The sequence below is a fragment of the Enterobacter sp. SECR19-1250 genome, assembly GCF_013391025.1.
GTDB classification, from domain to species: Bacteria; Pseudomonadota; Gammaproteobacteria; order Enterobacterales; family Enterobacteriaceae; genus Enterobacter; species Enterobacter cloacae.
The window spans coordinates 1-12,065 of record NZ_JACASJ010000127.1 but is presented as its reverse complement, the minus strand read 5'-3'; the positions used below and the strand labels follow the sequence as shown (position 1 = coordinate 12,065).

Genomic DNA, 12,065 nt, shown 5'->3' with positions numbered 1-12,065 from the left:
CTGCGCCTCGCCCCGGCCTGCAGGAAACGCCTCAGCGATTTACAGCCGGACCAGGGTATCGCTGAGAGCCCTCAGTCTTTCTGAAAGCAGCGTTATTGCTTCTGCTTACAAATTACCGGGGAGCCCTCAGCCATTGTCGAGAGGGTGAGGGGACGTTAGTTGAAATCACCCTGCTGGCGAGCCACCAGCGTCAGAATGGAGTACAGCGCCACCGCCTGCTGGTGCTGATTGAAAATCTCAACCGCCCATTCGACCACGCCGGTGGGTTTTTCATCCGCCGTACGCTGTTTCTTCAGGGTTTTACGTTTGCAGGTCAGCCGCACCTGAATGGTATCGCCCGGTTTAACCGGCTCGATAAAGCGCAGGTTTTCCATGCCGTAGTTGGCGATCACCGGCCCCACACCTGCATCAACAAACAGCCCGGCGGCAGCGGAAATCAGGAAGTAACCGTGTACCACCCGCTCGCCAAAGATCGACTCCGCTGCGCCAATTTTGTCCATGTGAGCATAGAAATGATCCCCGCTCAGGCAGGCAAAGTTAACGATATCGGCTTCCGTCAGGGTTCGGCGCGGCGTCAGCAGGCTGTCGCCCGGCTGCAATTCCTCGAAGTATTTGCGGAACGGATGAACGCGATCTTCATGCACCGTCGCGCCGCGTACCCACTGTTTGCCGATGGCGGCCAGCATGGTCGGGCTGCCCTGAATGGCGGTGCGCTGCATATAGTGTTTGACCGCACGCAGGCCACCCAGTTCCTCGCCGCCGCCTGCACGTCCGGGACCGCCGTGCACGAGCTGCGGAAGCGGAGAACCGTGGCCGGTAGACTCTTTTGCTGACTCTTCATTGAGGATCTGAATGCGACCGTGTGCCCGCGCTGCACCAGAAATAAACTGGCGGGCGAGCGCGGGATCCGCCGTGACCAGCGTCCCGGCCAGGCTACCGCCGCCCGCGCGGGCAAGCTGCATCGCATGGTCTGCGTGGCGATATGGCATGAGAGTCGCCACCGGCCCGAACGCTTCGGTGGCGTGCACCGCCGGGGTCTCATCCGGCTGCGGGCAAAAGAGCAGGGTTGGCGGGTAAAACGCTCCGGCGGCCTGCAGGTCGGCTTTTCCGCCCAGGCGAACCTGGCAGCCTGCGGCCACAAGCTGATCCACCTTCTCCTGCACGTCCGCACGCTGTTCGCTATTGACCAGGGAACCCATTTTCACGCCTTCCTGCGCCGGGTCGCCCACCACCACCTTTTCCAGCCGGGCGATCAGCGCCTGACTTACCGCGTCAATCTGGTGTTGCGGAACGATAATGCGGCGGATGGCGGTACATTTCTGTCCGGCCTTGGCGGTCATCTCACGTACAACCTCGCGAATGAACAGGGCGAACTCGGGCTGTTCCGGCGTCACGTCTTCTCCCAGCACGCAGCAGTTCAGGGAGTCGGCTTCCATGGTGAACGGGATCGCGTTTGCCACAATATTCGGGTGAACACGCAGGGTCTGGCCGGTGCTGGCGGAGCCGGTAAACGTCACCACATCCTGGCTGTCGAGATGGTCCAGCAGATCGCCCGCGCCGCCGCAGATCAGACTGATGGCGCCATCCGGCACCAGACCGCTCTCCACGATCGCTTTCACCATCGCCTGCGTCACCTGCGCGGTGGCGGTAGCGGGTTTGATGATCGCCGGCATCCCGGCAAGCCACGTGGGGGCGAGTTTTTCCAGCATTCCCCAGCAGGGGAAGTTGAAGGCGTTAATATGCACCGCCACGCCCGATTTTGACGTCAGCACATGGCGCGCCGCAAAGCCGCCTTCTTTCGACAGCGGGATCAGTTCGTCCTCGGGCCACAGCGTGTCGTCCGGTAATTCACGGCTCCCCAGACTGGCATAGGTGAACAGCGTGCCAATCCCACCTTCAATATCTACCCAGCTGTCGGCCTTTGTCGCGCCGGTCTGGGCTGAGAGAGCATAAAACGTCTCTTTCAGGCTGAGCAGGTGCTTCGCCACTGCTTTCAGCATCGCCGCGCGTTCGATAAAGGTCATGGCGTGGAGCGCTTCACCGCCATGGGTAATGGCATAGCGACGTGCCGCCGCCATGTCCAGCCCTTCGCTGGTCACGCTCCAGAGCGCTTCACCGCTGATGGCGTGATGAATAGTACGTTCGCGGCCCCGGCCAGACTGCCAGACACCGGACAAGAAACTGGCTAACTGCTGCATCTCTTATCTCCACATGTTTCGTTATTTCACTATCAATAGTTTGATCATGAATCATAAAAATCAAGCTGAGTTTTAATGAATTGTTAACAATGTGATCTCAAGGGAAGGTGTGCGGCGGTTGTTGCTCTGATGTGGCAGCCTTTGCGCAAAAGCCCTGCGAGCGACATCACAAAATCAGGAAACATTTCTTGGGGGTATATTTAACCTTTGTGTAACTTTTAAAAAACAAAGTGATTCACAGTTACGCTTTAAGTTGCAAACTAACGAATCATAAAGGTGATGACGTGACGCAAGAACAACGCTTTGAGCAGCGCATAGCGCAGGAGACGGCGATTGAGCCTCAGGACTGGATGCCGGAAGCCTATCGCAAGACGTTGATCCGCCAGATTGGTCAGCACGCCCACTCTGAAATTGTCGGCATGCTGCCGGAAGGGAACTGGATCACCCGTGCCCCGACGCTACGCCGCAAAGCGATCCTGCTGGCGAAAGTGCAGGACGAAGCCGGGCACGGGCTGTATCTCTACAGCGCGGCTGAAACGCTGGGCTGCGCGCGGGAAGACATCTACCAGAAAATGCTCGACGGCAAGATGAAATACTCCTCCATCTTTAACTATCCGACGCTGAGCTGGGCCGATATCGGCGTAATCGGCTGGCTGGTGGACGGTGCCGCCATCGTCAATCAGGTGGCGCTGTGCCGGACCTCTTACGGGCCGTACGCCCGCGCGATGGTGAAAATCTGTAAAGAAGAGAGCTTCCACCAGCGTCAGGGGTTTGAAGCCTGCATGGCGCTGGCGCAGGGGAGCGACGCCCAGCGGCAGATGCTGCAGGATGCCATCAACCGTTTCTGGTGGCCCGCCCTGATGATGTTCGGACCAAACGACGACAACTCGCCGAACAGCGCCCGCAGTCTCGCCTGGAAAATTAAACGCTTTGGCAATGACGAACTGCGTCAGCGCTTCGTCGACAACACCATCCCGCAGGTGGAGATGCTGGGGATGACGGTACCCGCTCCCGACCTGCGCTTTGACGAGGAAACCGGCCACTACCGCTTCGGTGAGATTGACTGGCAGGAGTTTGACGAGGTGATCAACGGACGCGGGATTTGCAACCACGAACGCCTGGCCGCCAAGCGCAAAGCCTGGGAAGAGGGGGCGTGGGTGCGTGAAGCCGCACTGGCGCATGCAGAAAAACAACGCGCCCGTCAGGCCGCATAAGAGGAAATCACGATGAGCAATGTCTACTGGCCTCTGTACGAAGTGTTCGTACGCAGCAAACAAGGGTTATCCCACCGCCATGTTGGTAGTCTGCATGCCGCTGACGATCGCATGGCGCTGGAAAACGCGCGGGACGCCTATACCCGCCGCAGCGAAGGCTGCTCGATCTGGGTGGTGAAGGCGAGCGAGATCGTTGCCTCTCAGCCGGAAGAGAGCGGCGAGTTCTTCGACCCGGCGGAAAGCAAGGTCTATCGCCACCCGACGTTTTACACCATCCCTGATGGCATCGAGCATATGTGAGGTCAGGGATGAAAACAGTATCTGCATACGCCCTGCGTCTGGGCGACAACGGTCTGGTGCTCTCGCAGCGCCTCGGAGCCTGGTGCGGACACGCGCCGGAGCTGGAAATCGACCTTGCGCTCGCCAACATCGGTCTCGATCTGCTGGGGCAGGCGCGCAACTTCCTCGCCTGCGCGGCAGAGCGGGAAGGTCAGGGCGATGAAGACACCCTGGCCTTCGGCCGCGATGAGCGTCAGTTTCACAATTTACTGTTGGCAGAACAGCCGAACGGCAACTTCGCCGACACGATCGCCCGCCAGTATCTGATGGACGCGTGGAATGTTGCCCTCTACGAACGGCTGATCCACAGCAGCGACAGTCAGCTTGCCGCTATCGCCGCCAAGGCGATTAAAGAGGCGCGTTATCACCTGCGCTTTAGCCGCGGCTGGCTGGTGCGCCTGGGAGACGGTACCGAAATCTCGTCGCAAAAAATGCAGCAGGCCATCGACAACCTGTGGCGCTTTACGGCCGAGTTGTTCGAGGCGGATGACGTTGAGCTTGAGCTTATTGAGTCCGGCGTTGCGGTTGATCCGCGCACCCTGCGCCAGCCGTGGGAACACGAAGTGTTTGCCGGACTGCGGGAAGCCACCCTGCGCGTGCCCGATGAGACGGCCTATCGCACCGGCGGAAAACGCGGGCTGCATACCGAGCATCTGGGCCCGATGCTGGCAGAGATGCAGTATCTCCAGCGCGCGTATCCCGGTCAGCAGTGGTAAAGGAGAACGCCATGCAACGTCTTGTCGACATCGCACCCCCACAGGTTCCGCACATCTGGTCCCTGTTAAGCCAGATCCCGGACCCGGAAGTGCCGGTGCTCACCATCACCGATTTAGGCATGGTGCGTAGCGTCACCGCGCAGGGCGAAGGCTGGGTGATTGGCTTTACGCCAACCTATTCAGGCTGCCCGGCGACGGAACACCTGCTTGGCGCCATCCGCGACACCCTGACGGCGCACGGTTATACGCCGGTGCACATTGTGCTGCAGCTGGAACCCGCCTGGACGACCGACTGGATGACCGCCGATGCGCGTGAACGTCTGCGCGCGTATGGCATCAGCCCACCCGTGGGGCACAGCTGTCATATCCACGTTCCCGCTGAGGTGAGCTGCCCGCGCTGCGCCAGCACCGACACCTCGCTTATCAGTGAGTTTGGTTCTACGGCCTGTAAGGCGCTGTATCGCTGTAATACCTGCCGCGAACCCTTCGACTATTTCAAATGTATTTGAGGTTGCCATGACAACGTTTCATTCATTAACAGTGGCAAAAGTAGAACCCGAAACCCGCGATGCGGTGACCATCACCTTCTCGGTTCCGCAGGCGTTGCAGGAGGCTTACCGCTTTCGTCCCGGCCAACACCTGACCCTGAAAACCAGACTGGGTGCAGACGAATTGCGCCGCTGTTACTCCATCTGCCGGAGTAGCGCGCCGGGGGAGATCAGCGTCGCGGTTAAAGCCATTGAAGGCGGGCGTTTCTCCCGTTACGCCCGGGATGAGATCAAACCTGGCATGACGCTGGAGGTGATGGTTCCCCAGGGGCATTTTGGCTATCAGCCGCAGCCTGAACGGGAAGGTCACTATCTGGCGATTGCCGCGGGCTCCGGCATCACCCCGATGCTGGCGATTTTATCCGCCACGCTGGCCGCCGAACCGAACAGCCACTTCACCCTGATCTACGGCAACCGCAGCAGCCAGAGCATGATGTTCCGTCAGGCGCTGGCGGACCTGAAGGATAAATACCCGCAGCGGTTGCAGCTGGTTGCCATCTTCAGCCAGGAGCGGCTGGACAGCGACCTGCTTTACGGCCGTATCGACGGTGAAAAGCTGCAGGCGCTGGCAAAAACGCTGATCAACTTCCGCCAGTACGACGAGGCCTTTATCTGCGGCCCGGCCGCGATGATGGACGAGGCTGAAGCGACCTTAAAAGCGCTGGGAATGGCGGAAAAATCCATTCATCTTGAGCGGTTCAATACGCCGGGCACGGCCGTTAAGCGCGCGGTGAGCGTGCAGGCGGAAGGCCAGAAGGTGATCGTGCGCCAGGACGGACGTGACCGCGAGATCGTCCTCACGGCGGACGACGAGAGCATTCTTGATGCCGCCCTGCGCCAGGGGACGGATCTGCCGTATGCCTGCAAGGGAGGCGTCTGCGCCACCTGTAAATGCAAAGTGCTGCGCGGCAAGGTGGACATGGCGACCAACTACAGCCTGGAGCCGGACGAACTGGCCGCCGGGTATGTACTGAGCTGTCAGGCACTGCCGCTAACCGCCGACGTGGTCGTCGACTTTGATGCTAAGGGGATGGCATGAGCGAACTTCTGGTCACCCGTTATGACCGCGTGCTGCAACTCACGCTCAACCGGCCGGCGGCACGCAACGCCCTTAACAATGCGCTGCTGACACAGCTTGCAGAACAGCTGGAGGCGGCGGCAAGCGATAACGCCCTCTCTGCCTGTGTGATTTACGGCAGCGAGCGCTGCTTTGCGGCCGGAGCCGATCTCAACGAAATGGCAGAAAAAGATCTGCCTGCCACCCTGAACGATAGTCGTCCTCAGCTGTGGAAGCGGATTGACGCCTTCAATAAACCGCTGATTGCCGCCGTGAACGGTTTTGCACTCGGGGCTGGCTGCGAGCTGGCCCTGCTGTGCGACGTAGTGATTGCCGGTGACAACGCCCGCTTCGGTCTGCCAGAAATTACGCTTGGGATCATGCCCGGTGCGGGCGGCACGCAGCGCCTGATCCGCTGCGTGGGTAAATCGCTCGCCAGCAAAATGGTACTGACCGGGGAAAGCATTACGGCGCAGCAGGCCCAGCGTGCCGGTCTGGTCAGCGACGTTTTCCCGGCCTCGCTGACGCTGGAATACGCCCTGAAACAGGCAGCGCTGATGGCGCGCCACTCGCCGCTGGCGCTACAGGCGGCTAAACAGGCGCTGCGCCAGTCGCAGGAGGTGCCGCTGCAGGCGGGTCTGGCGCAGGAGCGTCAACTGTTCACGCTGCTCTCGGCCACGGAAGACAGGCGAGAAGGCATCGACGCCTTCTTACAGAAACGTACTCCCGACTTTAAAGGACGCTAATTGTGGAATTTATTCTCAGTCATGTAGAGCAAGGCGTAATGACCCTGACGCTGAACCGTCCGGAGCGTCTGAACAGCTTTAACGATGTGATGCACCAGCAGCTTGCAGAATGCCTGAAGCAGGCCGAGCGCGATGAGACGATCCGCTGTCTGCTGATCACCGGTGCAGGGCGCGGCTTCTGTGCCGGGCAGGATCTGAACGACCGTAACGTCGACCCGAACGGTCCTGCGCCGGATCTGGGGATGTCCGTCGAGACCTTTTATAACCCGCTGGTGCGTCGTCTGGCTGCGCTGCCAAAACCGGTGATTTGCGCGGTCAACGGCGTGGCGGCAGGAGCAGGGGCCACGCTGGCGCTGGGGTGCGACATGGTGATTGCCGCGCGTTCCGCCACCTTTGTGATGGCCTTCAGCAAGCTGGGGTTAGTCCCGGACTGCGGCGGAACCTGGTTCCTGCCGCGCGTGGCCGGACGTGCCCGTGCCATGGGGCTGGCGCTGCTTGGCGACAAACTGAGCGCCGAACAGGCGCACGCCTGGGGAATGATCTGGCAGGTGGTGGATGACGACCAGCTCTCCAGCACGGCGCAGCAGCTGGCGCTGCACTTTGCCTCGCAGCCCAACTTTGGGCTGGGGCTGATCAAGCAGGCGATCAATGCCGCGGAAACCAACACCCTGGACGCACAGCTTGACCTGGAGCGCGATTATCAACGGCTGGCCGGACGCAGCGACGATTACCGTGAGGGCGTGAGCGCCTTTCTGGCGAAGCGCGTGCCGAATTTTACGGGGAAGTAAGATGCTGAACATTCGTACTGTCGCCGTCATTGGAAGCGGGACAATGGGCGCCGGAATAGCCGAAGTCGCGGCAAGCCATGGGCATCAGGTGATGATGTACGACATCGCCTCAGACGCCATTTCCCGCGCCATTGACGGCATTCGCCAGCGCCTGGCCTCCCGGGTGACGCGGGGCAAACTCACTGAGGAGGCGTGTGGGCAGATCCTCGCCCGGCTGACCCCGGTCACGGATATCAGTGCGCTAACCGCGGCGGACCTGGTGATAGAAGCCGCCTCCGAGCGCCTTGAGGTGAAAAAAGCGCTGTTTGCCGAACTGGCGGAGATCTGCCCGCCGCAGACCCTGCTTACCAGCAACACATCTTCTATCTCGATCACGGCGATTGCGGCGGATATCCGTCATCCAGAGCGAGTGGCAGGCCTGCATTTCTTTAACCCGGCACCGGTGATGAAGCTGGTGGAGGTGGTTAGCGGGCTGGCGACCTCGCCGGAAGTGGCCGACGCGCTGTGCGAGCTGGCACTGAACTGGGGGAAACAGCCGGTGCGCTGCCAGTCGACGCCGGGCTTCATCGTAAATCGCGTGGCGCGTCCCTTCTATTCCGAAGCCTGGCGCGCGCTGGAGGAACAGGTTGCAGCTCCTGAAGTCATTGATGCTGCCCTGCGCGAAGGCGGCGGTTTCCCGATGGGGCCGCTGGAACTGACCGATCTGATTGGTCAGGACGTTAACTTCGCCGTGACCTGTTCGGTGTTTAACGCATTCTGGCAGGAGCGGCGTTTTCTCCCTTCACTGGTGCAGCAGGAGCTGGTGCTGGCGGGGCGACTGGGCAAAAAAAGTGGGAAGGGCGTTTACGACTGGCGAGGCGAATCGCCACAGGTGCCATGGCTCGACGCGGTCAACGACAGCTTTAGCCCAATGCGGGTTGAACGAAAACGTGACGGCGTCACGGAAATCGATGATGTGTTGCTGATTGAAACGCAGGGCGAAACCGCTCAGGCGCTGGCGCTGCGCCTCAACTGCCCGGTGGTGGTGGTTGATCGCATTGAGCGCGACGTGGCGGTAATTGCGTCGGCGGCCAGCAACCCGCATACCGCGACGCAAAAAGTCATCCGCTACCTGCAACAGCAGGGAAAGCGGGTGGTGCAGATTGCCGATTACCCTGGCCTGCTGGTCTGGCGCACGGTGGCGATGATTGCCAACGAAGCGCTGGATGCGCTGCAAAAAGGGGTCGCCAGCGAAAAAGATATCGATACCGCCATGCGTCTGGGCGTGAACTACCCGTCCGGGCCGATTGCCTGGGGCGAGCGGCTGGGCTGGCAACGTCTGTTAACGCTGCTGGAAAACCTGCAGCGTCATTACGGCGAAGAACGTTATCGCCCCTGTTCACTGCTGCGCCAGCGTGCGCTTCTGGAGAGTAGCTATGAGTCATAACGCCTGGCATAACGCCCGCACCATGTACGAACAGGATGCCTGCGCGCAGGCAATGGGGATGGACATTATCGACATGGACGAAGGTTACGCAGTGGTGACCATGACCATCACCCCGCAGATGCTTAACGGCCATAAAACCTGCCACGGCGGACAGCTCTTCTCGCTGGCCGACACCGCGTTTGCCTACGCCTGCAACAGCCAGGGGCTGGCGGCGGTGGCCTCTGGCTGCACAATCGATTTCCTTCGACCGGGTTTTGTCGGAGACAAGCTGACCGCCACCGCGCGGGTTAAGCATCAGGGCAAACTGACCGGCGTATATGACATCGAAATTCAGAACCAACAACAGAAAACCGTCGCTCTCTTTCGCGGAAAATCCCACCGCATCGGCGGCAATGTGACAGGAGAAGCCTGATGCGTGACGCATTTATTTGTGATGGGGTGCGAACCCCGGTGGGGCGGTACGGCGGGGCGTTATCCGCCGTACGCGCGGACGATCTGGGCGCCATATCGCTGCGTGCCTTGCTGGAGCGCTATCCGCAGCTCGACCCGGAGCGGATTGATGATGTGATCTTCGGCTGCGCTAACCAGGCGGGGGAAGACAACCGCAACGTGGCGCGTATGGCGTCGCTGCTGGCCGGGCTGCCGCAGACCGTCTCCGGCACGACGATCAACCGCCTGTGCGGCTCGGGGCTGGATGCGGTTGGCTTTGCTGCACGCGCCATAAAATCCGGTGATGGCGATCTGCTGATTGCCGGTGGCGTGGAGTCGATGTCCCGCGCGCCGTTTGTGATGGCGAAAGCCACCGCGGCGTTTCAGCGCCAGGCGGAGATCTTCGATACCACCCTTGGCTGGCGATTTGTGAATCCGCTCATGCATCAGACGTTCGGAACTGACAGCATGCCGGAAACGGCAGAGAATGTAGCTGAATTGTTAAATATCAGCCGTGCCGATCAGGATGCGTTCGCGCTGCGCAGCCAGCAGCGTACCGCCCGGGCGCAGCAAAACGGCATTCTGGCGCAAGAGATCGTGCCGGTGCTGGTGCCGGGAAAAAAACGGACCGTCACGGAGGTCTCTGTTGATGAGCACCCGCGCGCCGACACCACGCTGGCGCAACTTACCGCCCTGAAAGCGCCGTTTCGCAAAAATGGCGTCGTTACTGCAGGTAACGCCTCTGGGGTGAACGATGGCGCCGCTGCGCTGATTATCGCCAGCGAGCAGATGGCGCTCGCACAGGGGCTTGTGCCGCGCACGCGGATTGTGGCCATGGCCACCGCAGGCGTGGAGCCACGTCTGATGGGGCTAGGGCCGGTGCCCGCCACCCGTAAAGTGCTGGAGCGAGCGGGGCTCAGTATTAACGAGATGGATGTGATTGAGCTGAACGAAGCCTTCGCCTCGCAGGCGCTGGGCGTGCTGCGTCAGCTGGGTTTGCCGGACGATGCCGCACACGTCAATCCGAACGGAGGGGCCATTGCGTTAGGCCATCCGCTGGGAATGAGCGGTGCCAGGCTGGTGCTGGCCGCGAGCAATGAATTGCATCGACGCCACGGGCGCTACGCGCTGTGTACGATGTGCATCGGTGTGGGTCAGGGCATTGCCATGATCCTTGAGCGTGTTTGAGCGAACAATAATGTGAGTACCCTGCGATGATAAATACAACAAAGCTTGATCCGATCGAAACCGCGTCCATTGACGAATTACAGGCGTTGCAGACCCAACGTCTGAAATGGACGCTGAACCACGCCTATAACAACGTGCCGATGTACAAACGTAAGTTTGATGCCGCGGGCGTTCACCCTGACGATTTCCGCGAACTGGCCGATATTCGCAAGTTCCCGTGCACCACCAAGCAGGATCTGCGCGATAACTATCCGTTCGATACCTTCGCCGTACCGATGGAGCAGGTGGTGCGTATTCACGCCTCCTCCGGCACAACCGGGAAACCGACCGTCGTGGGCTATACCCAGGGCGACATTGACAACTGGGCCAATCTGGTGGCCCGCTCCCTGCGTGCCGCCGGGGGCAGCGCGAAGGACAAAATCCATGTGGCCTATGGTTATGGTCTGTTTACCGGCGGGCTGGGCGCTCACTACGGTGCCGAGCGTTTAGGGGCCACGGTGATCCCGATGTCCGGCGGCCAGACCGAGAAGCAGGCGCAGCTGATCCGCGATTTTAAGCCGGATATGATCATGGTGACGCCTTCCTACTGCCTCAACCTGATTGAAGAGCTGGAGCGCCAGATGGGCGGCGATGCCAGCGCCTGCTCCCTGCGCGTGGGCGTGTTCGGTGCCGAGCCGTGGACCCAGGCGATGCGTCATGAGATCGAAAAACGGTTAGGCATTACGGCGCTGGATATCTACGGCCTTTCGGAAGTGATGGGGCCGGGCGTGGCGATGGAGTGTCTCGAAACCGCCGACGGCCCGACCATCTGGGAAGATCACTTCTACCCGGAGATCGTCAACCCGAACGACGGCACCCCGCTTAATGACGGCGAGCAGGGCGAACTGCTGTTCACCACGCTGACCAAAGAGGCGCTGCCGGTGATCCGCTATCGCACCCGCGACCTGACCCGTCTGCTGCCGGGTACCGCCCGCACCATGCGCCGCATGGACAGGATCAGCGGTCGCAGCGATGACATGCTCATTATCCGCGGTGTGAACGTCTTCCCGTCGCAGCTGGAAGAGGAGATTGTGAAGTTTGAGCATCTCTCTCCGCATTACCAGCTGGAGGTGAATCGTCGGGGGCATCTTGATTCACTTTCTGTAAAAGTGGAGCTGAAAGAGAGCAGTCTTTCGCTGACCCACGAACAGCGCTGTCAGGTCTGCCATCAGCTGCGTCATCGCATTAAATCGATGGTCGGGATTTCCACAGACGTCATGATCGTCAACTGCGGCAGCATCCCGCGCTCGGAGGGGAAAGCCTGCCGGGTGTTTGACCTGCGTAAAGTGGCGGCCAACGGTTGAATTATCCTCATTCTACGTTCCCTCTCCCTGTGGGCTGAGGGATCCCCAGTAATTTTTTACCGAAAGCGATGAA

12 protein-coding genes are annotated in these 12,065 nt (G+C 60.5%); 11 read left to right on the top strand and 1 reads right to left on the bottom strand.

Translation table 11 applies throughout. The annotated features are described in order from the left end of the window. Nucleotides 1-155: 155 nt before the first annotated feature. Nucleotides 156-2,198 (bottom strand): phenylacetic acid degradation bifunctional protein PaaZ, encoded by a 2,043-nt coding sequence (paaZ, locus tag HX884_RS22935; RefSeq protein ID WP_114518750.1) that lies wholly within the window; start codon nt 2,196-2,198, stop codon nt 156-158. 284 nt (nt 2,199-2,482) lie between these two features. On the opposite strand from paaZ, the gene paaA reads away from it, so the two are divergent. The 11 genes from paaA to paaK are packed head-to-tail and all read left to right on the top strand — an operon-like array spanning nt 2,483 to nt 11,992. After that, nucleotides 2,483-3,412 (top strand): 1,2-phenylacetyl-CoA epoxidase subunit PaaA, encoded by a 930-nt coding sequence (gene paaA, locus HX884_RS22930; protein ID WP_249166295.1) that lies wholly within the window; start codon nt 2,483-2,485, stop codon nt 3,410-3,412. Between the two features lie 12 nt (nt 3,413-3,424). Further along, the gene (paaB, locus tag HX884_RS22925; protein ID WP_003857353.1) at nt 3,425-3,712 is read left to right on the top strand and encodes a 1,2-phenylacetyl-CoA epoxidase subunit PaaB; all 288 of its coding nucleotides are present in this window, start codon (nt 3,425-3,427) and stop codon (nt 3,710-3,712) included. Between the two features lie 8 nt (nt 3,713-3,720). After that, on the top strand, nt 3,721-4,467 hold the full coding sequence (gene paaC / locus HX884_RS22920; protein WP_023621630.1) for a 1,2-phenylacetyl-CoA epoxidase subunit PaaC: 747 nt from the start codon (nt 3,721-3,723) through the stop codon (nt 4,465-4,467). A gap of 11 nt (nt 4,468-4,478) precedes the next feature. After that, nucleotides 4,479-4,976 carry a 1,2-phenylacetyl-CoA epoxidase subunit PaaD gene (gene paaD / locus HX884_RS22915; RefSeq protein WP_038980517.1) on the top strand — a complete coding sequence of 166 codons (498 nt, stop codon included), beginning with the start codon at nt 4,479-4,481 and terminating at the stop codon, nt 4,974-4,976. A gap of 7 nt (nt 4,977-4,983) precedes the next feature. Continuing rightward, nucleotides 4,984-6,054, top strand: coding sequence for a 1,2-phenylacetyl-CoA epoxidase subunit PaaE (gene paaE, locus HX884_RS22910; RefSeq protein ID WP_178328840.1), 1,071 nt, complete (start codon nt 4,984-4,986; stop codon nt 6,052-6,054). Next, nucleotides 6,051-6,818: a 2,3-dehydroadipyl-CoA hydratase PaaF gene (gene paaF / locus HX884_RS22905; RefSeq protein WP_155022149.1), complete on the top strand. Its 768-nt coding sequence runs from the start codon at nt 6,051-6,053 to the stop codon at nt 6,816-6,818. The genes paaE and paaF overlap by 4 nt, the downstream gene beginning before the upstream one ends. After that, nucleotides 6,818-7,606: a 2-(1,2-epoxy-1,2-dihydrophenyl)acetyl-CoA isomerase PaaG gene (gene paaG / locus HX884_RS22900; protein WP_178328841.1), complete on the top strand. Its 789-nt coding sequence runs from the start codon at nt 6,818-6,820 to the stop codon at nt 7,604-7,606. Before paaF ends, paaG begins: the two co-directional genes overlap by 1 nt. Nucleotide 7,607: 1 nt before the next feature. Continuing rightward, nucleotides 7,608-9,032 (top strand): 3-hydroxyacyl-CoA dehydrogenase PaaH, encoded by a 1,425-nt coding sequence (gene paaH / locus HX884_RS22895; RefSeq protein WP_013096755.1) that lies wholly within the window; start codon nt 7,608-7,610, stop codon nt 9,030-9,032. After that, the gene (gene paaI / locus HX884_RS22890) at nt 9,022-9,444 is read left to right on the top strand and encodes a hydroxyphenylacetyl-CoA thioesterase PaaI (RefSeq protein ID WP_013096754.1); all 423 of its coding nucleotides are present in this window, start codon (nt 9,022-9,024) and stop codon (nt 9,442-9,444) included. Before paaH ends, paaI begins: the two co-directional genes overlap by 11 nt. Then, nucleotides 9,444-10,649 (top strand): 3-oxoadipyl-CoA thiolase, encoded by a 1,206-nt coding sequence (gene pcaF / locus HX884_RS22885; RefSeq protein ID WP_178328839.1) that lies wholly within the window; start codon nt 9,444-9,446, stop codon nt 10,647-10,649. The genes paaI and pcaF overlap by 1 nt, the downstream gene beginning before the upstream one ends. A gap of 26 nt (nt 10,650-10,675) precedes the next feature. Then, nucleotides 10,676-11,992 (top strand): phenylacetate--CoA ligase PaaK, encoded by a 1,317-nt coding sequence (gene paaK / locus HX884_RS22880; protein WP_023621640.1) that lies wholly within the window; start codon nt 10,676-10,678, stop codon nt 11,990-11,992. The last annotated feature ends 73 nt before the right edge of the window (nt 11,993-12,065 follow it).